This is a genomic window from Methanohalophilus sp. DAL1 (genome assembly GCF_001683555.1).
Lineage (GTDB): Archaea > Halobacteriota > Methanosarcinia > Methanosarcinales > Methanosarcinaceae > Methanohalophilus > Methanohalophilus euhalobius.
On sequence record NZ_MAFX01000016.1, the window covers coordinates 1 to 15774 of the forward strand.

The 15774-nt window shown below is 42.7% G+C and carries 23 protein-coding genes; 16 read left to right on the forward strand and 7 right to left on the reverse strand.

The window, feature by feature from the left end; translation table 11 throughout:
- From A9957_RS04300 to A9957_RS04310, 3 genes are all read left to right on the forward strand, one after another.
- A partial coding sequence (locus A9957_RS04300) for an anthranilate synthase component I family protein (protein ID WP_292343301.1) occupies window positions 1-809 on the forward strand: 809 nt, incomplete at its 5' end.
- A 1-nt stretch (window position 810) separates the two neighbouring features.
- On the forward strand, window positions 811-1395 hold the full coding sequence (locus tag A9957_RS04305; RefSeq protein WP_292343303.1) for an aminodeoxychorismate/anthranilate synthase component II: 585 nt from the start codon (window positions 811-813) through the stop codon (window positions 1393-1395).
- A gap of 34 nt (window positions 1396-1429) precedes the next feature.
- Window positions 1430-1969: an adenylate kinase family protein gene (locus A9957_RS04310; protein WP_096711888.1), complete on the forward strand. Its 540-nt coding sequence runs from the start codon at window positions 1430-1432 to the stop codon at window positions 1967-1969.
- On the opposite strand, the gene A9957_RS04315 is transcribed toward A9957_RS04310, so the two are convergent.
- The 4 genes from A9957_RS04315 to mer form a co-directional block, all read right to left on the reverse strand.
- On the reverse strand, window positions 1970-2170 hold the full coding sequence (locus A9957_RS04315; protein ID WP_096711889.1) for a hypothetical protein: 201 nt from the start codon (window positions 2168-2170) through the stop codon (window positions 1970-1972).
- Between the two features lie 76 nt (window positions 2171-2246).
- Window positions 2247-2768 (reverse strand): nicotinamide-nucleotide adenylyltransferase, encoded by a 522-nt coding sequence (locus A9957_RS04320; RefSeq protein ID WP_096711890.1) that lies wholly within the window; start codon window positions 2766-2768, stop codon window positions 2247-2249.
- A 3-nt stretch (window positions 2769-2771) separates the two neighbouring features.
- Window positions 2772-3800 carry a F420H2 dehydrogenase subunit FpoF gene (gene fpoF, locus A9957_RS04325; protein ID WP_096711891.1) on the reverse strand — a complete coding sequence of 343 codons (1029 nt, stop codon included), beginning with the start codon at window positions 3798-3800 and terminating at the stop codon, window positions 2772-2774.
- Window positions 3800-4786, reverse strand: coding sequence for a 5,10-methylenetetrahydromethanopterin reductase (gene mer / locus A9957_RS04330; RefSeq protein ID WP_096711892.1), 987 nt, complete (start codon window positions 4784-4786; stop codon window positions 3800-3802). The genes fpoF and mer overlap by 1 nt, the downstream gene beginning before the upstream one ends.
- A 231-nt stretch (window positions 4787-5017) precedes the next feature.
- On the opposite strand from mer, the gene A9957_RS04335 reads away from it, so the two are divergent.
- From A9957_RS04335 to afpA, 9 genes are read left to right on the forward strand one after another with little or no spacing between them, the layout of a single operon-like run.
- Complete coding sequence (locus A9957_RS04335; RefSeq protein ID WP_072360257.1) at window positions 5018-5140, forward strand: desulfoferrodoxin FeS4 iron-binding domain-containing protein; 123 nt, start codon at window positions 5018-5020, stop codon at window positions 5138-5140.
- 49 nt (window positions 5141-5189) lie between these two features.
- Window positions 5190-5426 (forward strand): DUF2180 family protein, encoded by a 237-nt coding sequence (locus A9957_RS04340; protein WP_096711893.1) that lies wholly within the window; start codon window positions 5190-5192, stop codon window positions 5424-5426.
- Window positions 5427-5436: 10 nt separating this feature from the next.
- Complete coding sequence (locus A9957_RS04345; protein ID WP_096711894.1) at window positions 5437-5655, forward strand: DUF2180 family protein; 219 nt, start codon at window positions 5437-5439, stop codon at window positions 5653-5655.
- A gap of 22 nt (window positions 5656-5677) precedes the next feature.
- Window positions 5678-6034, forward strand: a complete 357-nt coding sequence (locus A9957_RS04350; protein ID WP_096711895.1) for a carboxymuconolactone decarboxylase family protein — start codon at window positions 5678-5680, stop codon at window positions 6032-6034.
- Window positions 6035-6093: 59 nt separating this feature from the next.
- Window positions 6094-7467: a multiheme c-type cytochrome gene (locus A9957_RS04355; protein ID WP_241645893.1), complete on the forward strand. Its 1374-nt coding sequence runs from the start codon at window positions 6094-6096 to the stop codon at window positions 7465-7467.
- An 11-nt stretch (window positions 7468-7478) separates the two neighbouring features.
- Window positions 7479-7670, forward strand: coding sequence for a ferredoxin family protein (locus tag A9957_RS04360; RefSeq protein ID WP_096711897.1), 192 nt, complete (start codon window positions 7479-7481; stop codon window positions 7668-7670).
- Between the two features lie 15 nt (window positions 7671-7685).
- Entirely contained in the window at window positions 7686-8309 is a 624-nt protein-coding gene (locus tag A9957_RS04365; protein ID WP_096711931.1) for a flavodoxin family protein, read from the forward strand.
- Between the two features lie 13 nt (window positions 8310-8322).
- Window positions 8323-9021, forward strand: a complete 699-nt coding sequence (locus A9957_RS04370; RefSeq protein WP_096711898.1) for a ferredoxin--NADP reductase — start codon at window positions 8323-8325, stop codon at window positions 9019-9021.
- Window positions 9022-9038: 17 nt separating this feature from the next.
- Window positions 9039-9590, forward strand: coding sequence for an archaeoflavoprotein AfpA (afpA, locus tag A9957_RS04375; protein ID WP_292343304.1), 552 nt, complete (start codon window positions 9039-9041; stop codon window positions 9588-9590).
- On the opposite strand, the gene A9957_RS04380 is transcribed toward afpA, so the two are convergent.
- Together A9957_RS04380 and A9957_RS04385 are read right to left on the reverse strand one after the other, a co-directional pair.
- The gene (locus A9957_RS04380) at window positions 9587-10390 is read right to left on the reverse strand and encodes a hypothetical protein (protein ID WP_292343305.1); all 804 of its coding nucleotides are present in this window, start codon (window positions 10388-10390) and stop codon (window positions 9587-9589) included. The two genes, afpA and A9957_RS04380, sit on opposite strands and share 4 nt — an antisense overlap.
- Window positions 10391-10398: 8 nt before the next feature.
- Window positions 10399-11502 carry an inositol-3-phosphate synthase gene (locus A9957_RS04385; RefSeq protein WP_292343306.1) on the reverse strand — a complete coding sequence of 368 codons (1104 nt, stop codon included), beginning with the start codon at window positions 11500-11502 and terminating at the stop codon, window positions 10399-10401.
- Between the two features lie 277 nt (window positions 11503-11779).
- On the opposite strand from A9957_RS04385, the gene A9957_RS04390 reads away from it, so the two are divergent.
- Window positions 11780-12931: a transposase gene (locus A9957_RS04390; RefSeq protein WP_292343308.1), complete on the forward strand. Its 1152-nt coding sequence runs from the start codon at window positions 11780-11782 to the stop codon at window positions 12929-12931.
- Here the strand turns inward: A9957_RS04390 and A9957_RS04395 are convergent.
- Window positions 12928-13197 carry a hypothetical protein gene (locus A9957_RS04395; RefSeq protein ID WP_181079377.1) on the reverse strand — a complete coding sequence of 90 codons (270 nt, stop codon included), beginning with the start codon at window positions 13195-13197 and terminating at the stop codon, window positions 12928-12930. The genes A9957_RS04390 and A9957_RS04395 overlap by 4 nt on opposite strands.
- A 312-nt stretch (window positions 13198-13509) precedes the next feature.
- Here A9957_RS04395 and A9957_RS04400 point away from each other — a divergent pair, with 312 nt between their 5' ends.
- The 3 genes from A9957_RS04400 to A9957_RS04410 are packed head-to-tail and all read left to right on the forward strand — an operon-like array spanning window position 13510 to window position 15770.
- The gene (locus tag A9957_RS04400; protein ID WP_292343309.1) at window positions 13510-14010 is read left to right on the forward strand and encodes a nitroreductase family protein; all 501 of its coding nucleotides are present in this window, start codon (window positions 13510-13512) and stop codon (window positions 14008-14010) included.
- A gap of 50 nt (window positions 14011-14060) precedes the next feature.
- Window positions 14061-14549, forward strand: coding sequence for a ferritin family protein (locus A9957_RS04405; protein ID WP_096712406.1), 489 nt, complete (start codon window positions 14061-14063; stop codon window positions 14547-14549).
- An 18-nt stretch (window positions 14550-14567) separates the two neighbouring features.
- Window positions 14568-15770 carry an FprA family A-type flavoprotein gene (locus A9957_RS04410; protein WP_292343311.1) on the forward strand — a complete coding sequence of 401 codons (1203 nt, stop codon included), beginning with the start codon at window positions 14568-14570 and terminating at the stop codon, window positions 15768-15770.
- The last annotated feature ends 4 nt before the right edge of the window (window positions 15771-15774 follow it).

Sequence of the window (15774 nt, forward strand, 5' to 3'; positions counted from 1 at the left end):
GCACGATGGACCGGGCAGAATATGAAAATGCAGTAAGCAAGGCAAAGGAACATATCCTGGATGGCGATATTTTCCAGGTGGTACTTTCAAGACGCTATGAGTTACCCTACCAGAATAGTCCTCTTTACCTTTACAGGAAACTACGCTCCATTAACCCGAGTCCTTACATGTATCTGCTTTCGTATAAGGATATGGCCGTGGTGGGTGCAAGTCCTGAAACCCTGATGACTGTGGATAACGGACGTGTGATCACCAATCCTATCGCAGGGACATGCCCGGGGGGTGAAAGCGAAGCTGAAGATTGCAGCTATGCCGAAATAATGCTTCATGATGAAAAGGAAAGGGCTGAACATGTGATGCTTGTTGATTTGTCCCGCAACGATGTACGCATGGTCTGTGAAGGTGGCTCTGTAAAAGTATCCGATTTTATGAAAGTGGTACGTTATTCTCATGTACAGCATATTGAAAGTACGGTGGAAGGTAAATTAAGACCTGAATGCGACCAGTTCGATGCTATCAAGGCACTTCTTCCTGCAGGAACTCTTTCCGGTGCACCCAAGATACGGGCAATGGAGATCATAAGAAAACTTGAAGGAGTCGGCAGGGGCGTCTACGGCGGAGGGATAGGTTACTTTTCCTGGAACGGGGATGCGGACTTTGCAATTGCAATACGCACGGTTGTTATGAGAGAGGGACATGTAATGATACAGGCAGGTGCCGGTATAGTTGCAGATTCAGTGCCTTCTAAAGAATACGAGGAAACCGAGCGCAAAATGGCTGCAATGCTCAAAGCGGTAAGAGGTGAATGATGTGAAAGTACTGTTTGTAAACAACAGGGATTCCTTTGTATGGAACCTTGTGGATGCCTTTTCCGTATTGGGTGTTGAGACTGTAGTTGTTCCAAATACATTAGAAATGGAAGAGGTCAGAAATATAAAACCAGATACCATTGTCATATCACCCGGCCCCGGCATTCCAGAAAGATCTGAGGATATCGGTAACTGTCTCCAGATTATTAAGGAATACGGTCCAAATACCCCTATACTGGGAGTTTGCCTTGGCCATCAGGCTATAAATCGGGCTTACGGAGGCAGTACTGGTAGGTGTGCAAATGGCCCCGTCCACGGCAAGGCTTCATCAATAATTCACAATGATTCACTTCTTTTTGCGGGATTTGCCAATCCTTTTGAAGGAGGAAGGTACCATTCCCTGGAAATTAAAAAACTTGCCCCACCCTTAGAATCCATTGCCCATACAGAAGATGGCTCAATAATGGCGATTAAGCATAAGGAACACCCGGTCTATGGCATCCAGTTCCATCCTGAATCGGTCCTGATGAGTGATGGTTTGAAAATCATTGAAAATTTTTTGGCCCTGGTCATACAGGAGGATTAATCCTTAATAGTAAAGGCAATTGTATTCAGGACATATGTTTATTGCTTTAACCGGCACTCCCGGATGTGGGAAAACATCTGTATCCGGGCTGCTTGAGAATGAATTCGGGTATCGAGTGGTTCATCTGAACGAAATCATAAAATCCGAGAATCTTTTCGTAGAAGAAGATAAGCAACGGGACTGTGTGGTTACTGACCTTGATGTGGTAAAAAAACGGCTGTCAGTCATAGAAGAATCTGAAAATCCTGTAATTATTGACAGCCACATGGCCCATCTGATTACAGATGTTTCCATCGTGCTACGTACGGCTCCCAATGAACTCAAAAAAAGGCTTGAAAAAAGAGGCTATCAACCTGCAAAAGTTGATGAGAATATAGAAGCAGAATGCCTCGATGTTATACTTGTAGAGTCAGTTGAGAACTGTGAAATGGTATTTGAAGTTGGTACCACAGGTCGAAGTATGAGTGAAGTTGCGGGGGATGTAAGAGAGATAATCGACGGCATATCCTCAGGACATCCACCCCTTGATAAATTCAAACCCGGTGCTTTTGATTGGAGCGGGGAAATATTCTGATCACTTTTTCTTATCCGGGGGTATTTTCTCATCAGGTGTTACGCCGTAATATCTGGTCCTTGCTTTTCCCCATATGCAACCTTCCTTACCAAATATCTTGAGTTCAAGATTCTGGATCGCCTTACAAATGGGATTTCCAGCTCTTGCTCCCCTGCATACAATACAATATTTTTCACAAAATACCGGTGCTCTGTCGGTCATTAGATGTCCCCTGCATATTCCTTACACTATATAATATGCAACGAACGTACTATAAAAAATTAAGGACCGGGGGTTGTCAGAAAGTCTGATCGCTGCCGGAGACATGTTTTAATCTCCTGACACCATCGATCTCTTCAATAACTTCTGTAACAGATTCAGGAACGAATTGTTCCCACTCTTCACCGGCAATCATCTTTTCACGGATGAGAGTGCCTGAATACTTTTCCCGATGATACATGGGAGGTTGCTTTGTTTCTATGCCTGCTTCTTCAAAAAGCTCGAGGATTAGAGGATTATTGGAATAGACTATGTCAAAAGGAGGAGTCCTTGCAGTGACATAGGAAACCCAAACTGCGTTTTGCTGGATGTCATCTATGGGAACTGCATAATGTTTGATGTCCGTATCTGCAAGAGAATGACGAATCATCATTATGCGTTCACCGGCAGTAAAGGGATTCGGTGTCTCGTGGCTTCTTTGAGCGCTTCCGACACCTATTACGAGTTCATCAATATCTTTTCCAATCGTTTTTATGACCGAATAGTGGCCTTTGTGGAATGGCTGGAAGCGCCCTATATAGAATGCCCTTTTAAGATTCATGTTTTATCTGATGCCACATTCATCGAAGCTGAACTTCTCACAAACTTCAAGATAATGTTGTGAATTGTTGTTGTGTTTCGTGGTTGCCAGTTTCTTGACAAGGTCCATTCCAGGTTTTGGATCTTCCATTATCTCAAGCTCATCTTCAGCCATCTTGAAGTATTTTTCACCTTCGTCTGTACGGATCAGGACACAGTTCCATCCGTCCGGTGTACCTACAGAACCTATTGATATATCTGCTGAAACTGATGTGTAATCACAGCAGTGGTGGCAGGGATTCCTGGCATGCGGACCAACTTGTGGAATTTTGACACTGTGACTTTCGCCATCCTTTGTGTATGCCCAGAACTTACCCTTTGCGAAGTCGAATTTTACAACATCTTCAGGATTGAGTTCCATTATCTCTTTTATGATTTTTTCGGACATTACATCATGATAAAAACTTTCCATACAAAGAAGCCCTATAATAACCACGATCTTGTCATTGACATTTTCGGATATCAAGCGTGCACCGTGAGCCTGGCAGGGTACGCCGATTACACCGATTTTATCATATTGTTCGAAGGGTTCCCTCAGAGCAGAGAGTACGGAATCATATGTGTATTTGGTACCTTTGGCTCTCTTTATTTGTTCTGGATCGGTGAAGACTTCCAGTTCGGTTTCCCAGTTGTCATTGCGGGTGATTCCCACAAAGCAGTCCACTTCCCCCAATTCAAGCAGTTTGCTTGCAATTGCAGTTGTTGCACCACCGTCCTGTCCTTCGATGTCACTTTTTGCACCAAAGAAACTCCTGACATTTGCAAATTCATCCTCGACGTAACCATCCACTACGGGACAGATGCGCCCACAGGTATAGCAACCTTCACAGACATTTGGGGCAGCACCTTTGGTGTAAAGTTCCAAATTGTCCGGGTCTCTTACTTCGGCCCTTTTGTTCATGACGATGGCACCGGCAGGGCATGCTGAAACACATGCCCCGCAAGCGGTACAGACGTCATAATCAATGACCTCTAGTATCTTCGGATGAACCATCAGTTTCCTCCGATGATCTCCTTACCGATGAGTTTGATTGCTTTTTCTTTGTTAGGTCCAAGAGGTGAACCGGCAACAATCTGGGTAACACCAATGTCTTTCAGGTCATTGATCCTTTGCTTGCAGTCTTCAGGGGTTCCGCAAATACAGAAAGCGTCCATCATTTCATCAGTTACAAGGTCACCCATAAGTGCTCCGAAGTCTCCCTTGGAAATTGCAGCGCCTATATCCTTCTTGGCTGCAGGGTCGATTCCGTGACGTTCAAGCACCATGTCGGGAGAACCTGCAACGATGAAAGCAACAACGACCTTTGCAGCGTTCTTGGCTTTTGCAGCGTCCTTGTCGATAGAGAAGCATGCATAAGCTGCCACATCGATCTCGTCCATGCTGCGGCCTGCTTTGTCAGCACCTGCTTTTATTTTTTCCATTGCGACTTCAAAGTCCCTTGGGTGGGATGCATTGATCAGTACACCGTCTGCGACCTGACCTGCAAGTTCGAGCATCTTGGGGCCCTGTGCACCCATGTAAATTGGCACATCACCTGTCTTGAATGCTATTTTCGCACCGCCGAATTTGATCATGTCACCATCCATTTCAACCTTTTCCCCACCCAAAAAGCCACGAAGGGCTTCAATGGATTCCTTGGTTGTGGTCAATGGTTTGTCCCATGGGATCCCCATTGCATCAAAGGTTGCCTTGTCTCCGGGCCCAAGACCGAGGATCGCACGGCCGCCGGAAATCTCGTTTATGGAACCAATGCTGGATGCAGTAATGGCTGCATTTCTGGTGTATGGGTTTGTCACACCTGTTCCGAGTTTTATGCTGTTGGTGTTTATAGCCAACACTGCAAGGGTGGTATAAACATCACGATTGTTGTAGTGGTCTGTAACCCAAACATTGTCAAATCCCTGTTGTTCAGCAAGCTTTGCATAGTGGGCAATTTTGAGAACTGGGTCTCCTGGTACGAACTCTATTCCAAATGACATTTGAATCCTCCTATTATTCAATATATTGACGCTATTGAGGATTGCATACATATATTAAAACCTTATTGATTTTGAACGGCATTTTCCTGTTTGCCTTTATATTAGTAATCTTCCAGGCTCATTTCGAATTGCAAGTATATGATACACGCTGCTATCTTTCCCCATCACCGATATACATAAATAATCATCTCTCCTCTTTTATTATGCAAATAAATACAAGGAGTTGAATCTATGGGAGTTCAAAAAGTAGGTGAAAAATACATTTGTAATATCTGTGGCAACGAAGTTGAAGTCACTGAAGTTGGTGGCGGTGTACTTATTTGCTGCGGGGAAGAAATGGAACTTATGGAGTAATCATCCTGTTAATGTATTATTTCAGAATCAATAAGGGAGTGAACCAATAATGAAATGTTTTGAATGTGAAAAAGAAAATAAAAATACTGACACAGTCAGCATCTGTATCATATGTGGCAGAGGCGTCTGTATGGACCATCTTGTAAGAGAAAAAGTTCCCGTATTGGAAGGGGAATATGAAGTGAGACTTAAATGTATGGGAGACGCCTGTGAGTTAAAGGACATGCAACCTCTACTCAAAATACTTTGTAAACCATGCCATGAGGCTTTGAAAGAAAACTTCTGAGGTGAGTACCATGATGAAATGTTATGACTGTGTTGAAGCAGGGAAAGATGTAGAAGCCGCTGCAGTATGTATTGTTTGCGGGAAAGGGCTGTGTATGGATCACTCTAAAGAAGTAAAACTACAGGTTTCAGTGGGAAAACCACCCGAGGTCAAACGTCTTCATAAGGGCCTTCCCCACTTTATGTGCAACTACTGTTTTGATAACACAGTGGAAGATTCCTTTGATTGATTCCATATAGGAGGTTTAATTGATGGCAGAACATGAGAAAGTAGTAAAGGATATCGAGGATAAGATGGGGTTTGCCCCGAATATTCTCCACACACTGAAGGAAATCGATCCCAACTTCGTTAAGAAGTACAGGAGATGTCATGACAAACTATTGTCAGACGGCGCCATGCCTGCCAAGTACAAGATACTGATGGCACTGGCAGTCGTTGCCTCCAAACAGTGTGAGGCCTGTACGGTCTCCCAGATGAAGAGCGCTCTGAAAAATGGCGCCACAGCAGAGGAAATAATGGAAACGATGGAAGTGATATCTATCACTTCAGGTGCACCTGCAGTTGCAGCATGCAGGGAGGCACTTAAGTTACTGCAGGAAAAACAGTAAGGAGGCATATAAGCCTCCTTCTGATTAATATTCACGGGGGATTCCAGAAGGGGTATACAGTGAGAATCATAGCCATATTTCTCATATTTACATTCGTTTTTGCCTGTGGAGAGGTTGTAGCAGAGGCTTCCCCCACTGAAGCAGGTACCTTATCGCATGAAGATTTTACTTCATATTCTACCTGCAACAGATGCCATGCCATCACGACCAGCCAGTGGGAAGGTAGTATGCATTATCATGCTTTTGATGACCCATTTTATAAGGAAGAACTAAAACTTGCAAGTGAAAAGACAAATGGCTCTCTGGATGTTTTCTGTACGCGCTGTCACATACCTGCCAGTGTGGTTTCAGGGCAGGTTCCCCCTATAAATAACCCTGATATTAGTGAAGAAGCTGCTGAAGGAGTGGGCTGTGATTTTTGCCACAGTGTAAAGGAGTCCTCTGAGATAGGCAATGGAGGATATGCGGTGACTCCATCTGAGACCAAATATGGCCCCTTTGAGGATTCTGAATCTGCGTTCCATGAAGCACAGTACAGTGAATTCTATACAAAATCAGAGTATTGTGGAATGTGCCACCAGATCACCCACCCAACATCCGGTGTAGTGCTGGATGACACCTATCAGGCATGGAGTGAAAGTCCCTATGCTGAAGAAAAAGTCCAATGCCAGGATTGCCATATGACACCGGGAATCACTGAATTTGAGGCAAATCCCGGGCGTGCTGGATCAGGTGCACCCAAAAGAGACCATATATCGGTGCACAACTTCGCAGGAGCCAATGTATTTGTTACAGGGATACTGGACGAGGATGATCATAAAGAAATGGCAATCGAAAGACTTCAGGAAGCGGCTACACTAGAAATAGACATTCCCGAAAATGCGCAACCAGGCGAAGAAGTTGCCATAAAAGTCTCAATTACGAATTCCGGTGCAGGTCATAATTTGCCTACAGGACTTACTGAAGCCAGGCAAATGTGGACCCAGGTGGATATAAAAGACAGTCAGGGACGCAAAATCTACAATTCAGGAAATCTGGATATAAATGGGACTATTGAAGACAGTATTGTTTATCAGGCAATATACGCCGATGCCTCCGGCGAACCCACTTTGAAACTCTGGGAAATAACCGATGTAATCTCTGATAATAGGATTGCACCTACATCCACTGCTACAGAGATTCATAATTTCACAATACCGACAGATGCAACAAATCCCATTATAGTTGATACGAAATTGCTCTATAGATCTGCCCCCCAACACCTGATAGATGAACTTTTTGAACAAAAGGAGTATGAAGTTCCGATTGTAGAGATGGAATCCGTTAAAGGCGGAATAAACGGTGAAGTAGAATCTGAAGGAACACCAGGATTTGGAAGTGTTGTTGGTTTGATCGCATTATTAACAATTTATTTGTTTAGAAGGAATATGTAAGGAGGAAGAATATGCCACCAGTTGTAGACAAAGATAAATGTATAGGAAGCGGCGAATGTGCTGAGGTATGTCCCACAGACGTTTTTGATCTGAAAGAAGATTCCAACGGGGATACAAAATCAGTAGTTTCACGTCCTGATGACTGCATAGAATGTGAACAATGTGTGGACGCCTGTCCGGCTGATGCCATTGTACTTGAGTGAAAGGAGTGTGAAATGATGTCCGACAAGGACATTGTGAAAATACTTGGTATCTCGGGCAGTCCTCGTAAAAAGGCAACTGCCCATGCCGTGCAATATGCACTGGATTATGCAAAGGAAAAATACAATGTCGAAGTGGAGTATTTTTCTGCAAGCGGGAAAGAATTGAAATTCTGTATCCATTGCGACCATTGCATAAGGACCAAAAAGGGATGTATACACAAAGATGACATATCAGACCTGTATGAAAATATGCTCTGGGCGGATGCCTGGATAATAGGGACACCCGTATACCAGGGAAATATCAGTGCACAGACCAAAACCATAATGGACAGATGCAGGGCGGTTGTTGCAGCAAATCCGAAGGCTTTCCATAATAAAGTGGGTGCTGCACTGGCAGATGGAGGGGACCGTGCCGGAGGTCAGGAGCCCGCCCTCCAGACCATATTGAATTTTTATGTGATCAGTGAAATGTTCCCTGTTGCCGGAGGCTCCTTCGGGTCAAATCTGGGAGGTACCCTGTGGTCAAAGGATAAAGGTTCAGAAGGAATAGATGAAGATGAGGAAGGCCTACGCAGTCTGCGCCGTACAATGAAAAAACTTATTGAGACATCCAGGCAAATGAAAAGACTGGAACAATAAAGGAGAACATAAATTGCGATTTGATGTAAGGCTGATGGAAATTATTCCCAGAACCGAAGATGTGCTAAGTTTCCTTTTTCCCCGGCCAGATGATTTTAATTATGTGGCAGGCCAGTATATGTTCGTAGAACTGGAAATTGCCGGCAGCAAAGTGCGTAAACCATTTACTATCTCCAGCAGTCCGGCCAACAAGGATATCATCGAATTTACCAAGAAACTCACAGGTCATGAGTTTTCCAATGCCCTGCTTGCCCTTCAACCCGGTGATTCGGTAGGGATTGAAGGCCCATTCGGGAAAATGACCTATTCAGGAGAATATGACAAAATTGCGCTAATCAGCGGAGGAATCGGGGTCACCCCCATGATCAGTATTTCACGATACTGTACAGATAAAGGTATGGACACGGACATTGTTATGATATCCAGTAACAAAACAGAGCAGGATATTGCCTTTGAAGATGAACTGGATATTATGCAAAAACACAATCCTAATCTGAAAGTTGTACATACCTTAACCAGGGCTTCCAGTGATTGGACAGGTTGCAGGGAGCGTGTCTGTGAAAGCATGATATTGCGTGAAATTCCGGATTACAGGGACCGCATGTTCTATTTATGTGGCCCCCCGACAATGGTGAAGACTGTCAGGGAAATACTATATGAAATGGCTATCGATAAAGCAAAAGTCAAATATGAACTATTTACAGGTTATTAATTTACAGGAGTGATAATATGAAAAGAATCGCATGGGGTATTACAGGCTCAGGTGACCTTATAAAAGAGACGTATGACATAATGGTAGACATTCAGAAAAAAACTGATATTGAGTTTATGGTATTTCTTTCAAAGGAAGGGGAAACTGTAATGAAGTGGTATCGCATGTGGGATAACATACAAAATGATTTCCCCAACTTCAAAACAGATTCGGGCCCCAACTCGCCTTTTATTGCCGGTCCACTGCAGGTTGGTCACTATGATGCTTTAATAATCGCACCAGCCACAGCCAATTCTGTTGCCAAGATAGCACATGGTATTGCCGATACTCTTGTAACAAATGTGGTGGCCCAGACAGCAAAAGGACAAACCCCTATTTATGTCCTGCCTGTTGATCAGGTGCGTGGCGATGTTACAACCTATGCACCCAGTGGAAGAAAAATGAAGTTGAAGATGCGTGACATTGATGTTACCAATTCAGAAAAACTGGCTGAAATGGAAAATATGCACATATTGACAAAACCTGATGATATTTATGAACTGTTGAATACAGGAGCAAAAGAGGATTAATAATAAACATCCCCTTCTCTTCTTTCAAGTTCATCCAAATTTTTTTCTTTCAGACTTTGCATATTCCTAAACACGGCATAAGCTGCCAGAATACTGTCCAGGGCGTCTCCCCGAGTGTTTGAAATACATATATCTTTTATTTCATCATCAAGCAAAATATTGAATTCTTCTAACTTATCCACAATACTTTTCCTGTTAGTTTCTCTGTCACTCTTTTTTCCTTTATAGGGCACATATAGATCCTTTTCTTTCAGGGTGCAGGCCGGACATATTTCAATTACCCAGGGTTTTTCAGGATTCGGGGGTTGTATAGGGAGAATGCAGGCAAGGTTATTCCTTACAAGGGGATTAATTATTCTTGAGATACCATGATAAGTCTGTTTGTACAACCAGAGATTGTATGCAGCAAATGGTGCGCCTTTTTCATCTTCCTTTTTACGCTTGAATTCTTTACCATATGTTTTATGGCGATAGTAATCCCTGAAACTTTCTGCAGACTCATGTTTGAAAGGGAAGTTGATTATGAAATCCTTCCAGTTGTTTTCTTCTGTTAGAGAAGATGGTAATGCGAAAGGAAAATCCATTCCAAAAATAGCATGTTTTTCTCTGGCAATCATGCTATAAAGAGCAGCAATACAGCTCTGAGCATCATGGCTTTCAGAAAAAAAGTGAGCAGGACGACATGTGTGGATTTTGAGGAAGTTACCGTAAACACTCCCTTCACTTACCCATATTTTTTCGCAGGCCTTTTTGGAACCGCTAAAATCCACACCAAATATTTTCCTTATTAGATAAAGCATCTTGTATTTCAGTTAGCCCTGTTGCCTTCAATGAAATCATTTGTCATGAGGAAGGCTTCATCATCGTTGTATTGTTTAGGCGGATGTTTCATGAAATAAGATGCAGGGGAATAGAGAACTCCTCCGGTGTCTCTTTCAAGTGCAAGCTTGCAACAGCGTATAGCATCGATTACAACACCTGCAGAATTAGGAGAATCCTCAACTGAAAGACGTAGTTCGATATTCATGGGAACATCGCCGAACAGTTTTCCCTCCATTCTCAGGAAACAAATCTTGTTGTCCTTTTGCCAGGGCACATAGTCACTTGGACCGACATGTATATTTTCATCGGCCAGACGATCTTTGAGTACGGATTGTACAGCCTCGGTCTTGGATGTTTTCTTGGAAGACAACCTGCTGCGATTGAGCATATTGAGGAAATCAGTATTCCCACCGGTGTTTAGCTGGTAAGTTTTTTCCAGTTTGACACCACGTTTGCTGAAAAGGTCTGCCAGTGTCCTGTGAGTGATGGTGGCTCCAAGCTGGGCTTTGATATCATCACCAATTATCGGCAGGTTTTTCTCTTCGAACTTTTGAGCCCATTCAGGATTACTGGCAATGAAAACCGGCATATTGTTAATGAAACCAATTCCTGCCTCCAGAGCACAGTCCGCATAAAAACGTGCAGCTTTTTCTGACCCTACGGGCATGAAATTCAAGAGCATTTCAGCACCGGAATCTTTCAGAACCTGCACGACATCCTCTTTTGTGGACTCGTTTTCATCACTGGTTATGAACTTGTATTTATCATTATAATCCGCCATGTGTTCAGAAACACCATCAAGGATGTTACCCATAGTAACTTTTATGCCTTTCTCGGGAATGTCCGGACAGAATACAGCAGTGCAATTTGGTTCTGCAAAGATGGCTTCTGATATGTCTTTTCCTACTTTTCTTTTATCAATATCAAACGCAGCTACAACCTCAATATCAGAGGGTTGGTATCCTCCAATGGTCCAATGCATTAGACCGATAGCATCTGTCTCGGTTTTATCCCTGTAATAATCCAGACCCTGAATGAGAGAGCTAGCGCAGTTGCCAATCCCTGCAATTGCGATCTTTATATTCTCCATAACACTTCCTCGTAAATATGAATGCAATATGTTACCGTAACTATCATATATAATTAATCATCGAGCCATCCTCTTAATGTCGGCATTTGAATAAAAATGTTTCTGAGAATGAGTACATAAAATTACTTTTTTATCTCAATATACCTTTCCACTGAGTTGCAGTTTGGTCATAATTCAACTTTTCGAGCAGGAGTCACCTTCCGTAAGGTAGGAGAAGAAAGCGCCTGATATTTCACAAAAGTGATTTTTTATAATAAGTAAGTGAACATACTATTGTATGTTTCTCACTAAAACAATTATCCTGAAAATAGCAAATCCTGATAAAGATTTAGTGGAAACTATGCAGAAATATTCAGATGGAATGAATTATGCTTCTGAAATCGTTTTTGACAAGGGTAAACCGATTCCAGCAATGAAATTACAGCAGGAAGTTTACCCATATCTTCGTGAAATATTAAAATTAAAATCCCAGATGAGTTGTAATATCCCACGACAAGTTGCAGGGTATTACAAAACATTAAAAAAACAGAAAAAGGCAAAATGGCAAAAAGTACGATTTTCGCCATCATCAATGACCTTTTCTTACAAAAGGGATTTTGCTATTAGTGAAAATATGGTTAAAATAACCACTATCAACGGAAGGAAAGCATATTCCATTTTGAATTATGACTATGCGAAACAGTATTTTGATGGTTCATGGAAATACCAAGCATCCAAAGTTGTAAAACACAAAGACGGAGACTATTATTTCCATTTATGTGTGGAGAAAGAAATCCCCGATAAACAAATAACAAATGCTTCTACCTTCATGGGTATAGATGTTGGTATGAACTATCTTGCTGTTGCTTCCACCACTGACAAAAAATGTAGTTTTTTTGCAGGTGGGGAAATTAAGAATCTTCGCAATCAGTACAAGTCAATGCGAAAGCGTTTACAATCGAAGGGAACTTTATCTGCAAAACGTATGTTAAAACATATTGCAGGTAAAGAGAAACGTCTTATGCGAGATGTAAACCACACAATCTCAAAGAAAATTGTGAAATTCGCAGTTGAAAAAGGTGTATCTGTAATAGGTCTGGAAGATTTATCAGGAATACGTGACTCCACGCTTCCCAAAGTTTCTAAAAAGAGAAGGCATAATCACAGTAGTTGGGCTTTCCGCCAATTACAAACATTCATTGAATACAAAGCAAAAGAAGCAGGTATAATCACTCATTATGTTGACCCTTCTTATACTTCACAAACCTGTATTCGGTGCAATCATATCTCAAAAAACAATCGTAACAGGTTGTCTTTTAGATGTGAAAAATGTGGTTATGAGAACAATGCCGACCTGATTGGTGCAATGAATATTGAACACAAAACACGGGATTACAGGTATATCCTGGAATCTCAAGGGTGCTTGTCAGCCACCCGGACGAATGCTTAATTGACATTCAAGCCCCTTGCCGTAAGGGAGGGGTAGTTGACATCCTTGTATACAAATGCAAACCACAACAAAAAGGGAAACGCTGCCCTGCCGATAGCATAAATATAGAACAATTCTCCGGCTACAGAGATGAAATTGAATTGCAGTACTATGACCACCAGAGTAAATAATAGGATCAAAATCGAACCCAAAAAGATAAGTTTCAGCCTTCTTTTATTATCTATCGGGGTAGCCATGATAAGTGCAATAAATGGTACAAGGTTCATAGGCAGATAGATCATCTATACCTATCTATATGATTATGATTATATTGTTCAGGCAAATCTTCAGGTATTACTACTAAATATTCAGTAATTGCCGGATATTATATTTCATATGTTGCAACAACCTCGCAGCAATGTGTTTTTTAATAAGCATGCAATACATCCTCTTTTACTCAAAAAAACAATGTTTCTAAACTCATTTCTTCATTTTGTCTTAGTAAAATCAATAAAAAGAGTACAAAGGAAGCCTTTCAGGAAAAGTTATTTACATTTCAAAACAGAAGTTGTTTGCAGTCATTATTATGGGGGTATTTAGTGGAAGTTTTTGAAGCAATAGAGAAACGCACAAGCATCCGGCAATTCCTTCCCCGCGAGGTCCCTGCCGATACTCTGGACAAAATACTTTATGCAGGCACCCAGGCACCGAACGCCTTTAACAGTGAACCCTGGGAGTTTATTCTTGTCAAAGAGGAGAAGCTAAGGGCACAACTTGCCAGTATGAGAAAAAAGGCACCAGAGCAGCAGAAGGCCATCGAGACCGCGCCCGTTATTGTCGTGGTTTGTTATAACAAGGAATTCAGGGATGAGGCTGTGGGTTCAACATATGCCTGCATAGAGAACATGCTGCTTGCTGCAACTGCTGAAGGACTGGCGGGGGTCACCCTTACATTCCATGGGAAAAAAATAATGGACATGTTCGCCATTCCGGATGGTTTTGATGTGGCAGCCGTAATTCCCATGGGATACCCTGCAGAATGTCCTGAAAAACCTTCTCGTGTGGCAGTAAGGGATAAAACGCACATAGATAAGTTTTAACTACTCACGTTATCAAATATACTAGCTACTGATTGTGGGAGTTGAATAAATTGCAAGATATACTCAAAGATGTAGATGTAGAACTCGAGAACATTAGGACGATTGAAGAAGCAGTGGAAATGGCGATTGCTCTGGAGGACCAGGGGTATGATTTCTATCTTGAAAGGGCTGAACTTTCCGGCAATCCCGGGGCAAAGAAAACCTATGAGTTCCTGGCCGAGGAAGAAAAGCACCATGCTCAATACCTTCACAAATTCCTTGAAGGAAAAGAAGTCGAAATACCTGAATCCAAGATACCTGATTTCCGTGGATCTTTGAACGTGGAATTCACAGAAAACAATCTGGAAGAGATCGGCATTATGCTTGGTGCACTGCGTTTTGAAAGAAAGAGTGAATATTTCTACCTTGAACTCGAAAAGAAAGCCACCGAAAGGGAAGAACAGGAATTTTTCAGCAAGATCGCCAAAGTTGAGCGTGACCACTATGAACTCATTGATGGTTTGCTGGATGAAGCTACCGGTTTCAGGATGCAGACATAAATTTGGCAGGTGAATTTTGTGGATACTCCAGAAGAGCCACTTGAAATTGCAGAAGGGGTTTACTGGGTTGGCGTAATCGACTGGAACCTGCGTGATTTCCACGGTTATGAAACTCCCCGCGGGGGCACATATAATGCTTACCTTATAGTAGATGAAAAGATCACCCTCATAGACACTGTAAAAGCATCCTTTGCAGACGAGATGATCGAAAGGATCAGCAGGATAGTGGACCCTGCAAAGATCGATTATATCGTGGCCAATCATGTGGAGATGGACCATTCCAGTGCCCTGCCACGGGTCATGGAAGTTGCTCCTAATTCCAAAATATTTGCCACAGAAAGGGGCAAAACAGGACTGAATGAATATTATGCCGAATCCGGATGTAGTGGCTGGAACTTTGAGACGGTGAAAACCGGGGATGAATTAAACACCGGCAAAAGGACCCTGATGTTTATTGAAGCGGTCATGCTCCACTGGCCTGACAGCATGCAGACTTACCTCAAAGAGGATAATATTCTCTTTTCCAATGATGCATTTGGCCAGCATATAGCCACCTCCAGGAGGTTCGATGATCAGGTAGAAGACGTGATGGAAGATGCCGCCATATATTTTGCCAATATACTGACACCCTTTGCATCCCGGATACTCAAACATCTTGAAACTGTCGGGAAACTAGGGTTACAGATAGACATGATAGCTCCATCCCACGGTGTTATCTGGCGCAACGATCCTCAACGGATAATCGATGCCTATGCAAAATGGGCTTCCGGGACAAGTGAGCAAAAAGTGCTTGTGATCTATGATACAATGTGGGGCAGCACCGAAATGATGGCAAAAGCAATTGCAGAAGGAGTGCGGGCCTCAGGCACTGAGGTTGTCTTGTTCCACCTGCGCAAAAATGACTGGAGCATGCTCATCAGGGAATTAATGGAATGCCGGGTCTTTGCCCTTGGGTCTCCCACGATGCACAACGGGATGTTCTTCACAATGGGTGGTTTCCTGACCTACCTGAAAGGTTTGCGCCCCAAAGACAAAAAGGTATCTTTTTTCGGCTCCTATGGCTGGGGAGGCGGTGCAATCAGGCAGATGGAAGAGGCACTCAAGAATACCAAAATGGAATTTGTGGAAGACCCTTTTAAAGTTAAATTCAGACCTGAAAGGCAAGATTTAGAAGGTTGCAGGCAACTGGGAATAAAACTGGGTGAAATTGCCCGTTCCTGATTAT

Bases quoted from the DNA above. Each gene is read 5' to 3' on its own strand.
- A9957_RS04360 (WP_096711897.1), top strand. From the start codon at position 7,479: ATGCCACCAGTTGTAGACAAAGATAAATGTATAGGAAGCGGCGAATGT.
- A9957_RS04335 (WP_072360257.1), top strand. From the start codon at position 5,018: ATGGGAGTTCAAAAAGTAGGTGAAAAATACATTTGTAATATCTGTGGC.
- A9957_RS04350 (WP_096711895.1), top strand. From the start codon at position 5,678: ATGGCAGAACATGAGAAAGTAGTAAAGGATATCGAGGATAAGATGGGG.
- A9957_RS04380 (WP_292343305.1), bottom strand. From the start codon at position 10,390: ATGCTTTATCTAATAAGGAAAATATTTGGTGTGGATTTTAGCGGTTCC.
- A9957_RS04395 (WP_181079377.1), bottom strand. From the start codon at position 13,197: ATGAACCTTGTACCATTTATTGCACTTATCATGGCTACCCCGATAGAT.
- A9957_RS04340 (WP_096711893.1), top strand. From the start codon at position 5,190: ATGAAATGTTTTGAATGTGAAAAAGAAAATAAAAATACTGACACAGTC.
- A9957_RS04310 (WP_096711888.1), top strand. From the start codon at position 1,430: ATGTTTATTGCTTTAACCGGCACTCCCGGATGTGGGAAAACATCTGTA.
- mer (WP_096711892.1), bottom strand. From the start codon at position 4,786: ATGTCATTTGGAATAGAGTTCGTACCAGGAGACCCAGTTCTCAAAATT.
- afpA (WP_292343304.1), top strand. From the start codon at position 9,039: ATGAAAAGAATCGCATGGGGTATTACAGGCTCAGGTGACCTTATAAAA.
- A9957_RS04320 (WP_096711890.1), bottom strand. From the start codon at position 2,768: ATGAATCTTAAAAGGGCATTCTATATAGGGCGCTTCCAGCCATTCCAC.
- A9957_RS04390 (WP_292343308.1), top strand. From the start codon at position 11,780: ATGTTTCTCACTAAAACAATTATCCTGAAAATAGCAAATCCTGATAAA.
- A9957_RS04345 (WP_096711894.1), top strand. From the start codon at position 5,437: ATGATGAAATGTTATGACTGTGTTGAAGCAGGGAAAGATGTAGAAGCC.
- fpoF (WP_096711891.1), bottom strand. From the start codon at position 3,800: ATGGTTCATCCGAAGATACTAGAGGTCATTGATTATGACGTCTGTACC.
- A9957_RS04385 (WP_292343306.1), bottom strand. From the start codon at position 11,502: ATGGAGAATATAAAGATCGCAATTGCAGGGATTGGCAACTGCGCTAGC.
- A9957_RS04365 (WP_096711931.1), top strand. From the start codon at position 7,686: ATGTCCGACAAGGACATTGTGAAAATACTTGGTATCTCGGGCAGTCCT.
- A9957_RS04315 (WP_096711889.1), bottom strand. From the start codon at position 2,170: ATGACCGACAGAGCACCGGTATTTTGTGAAAAATATTGTATTGTATGC.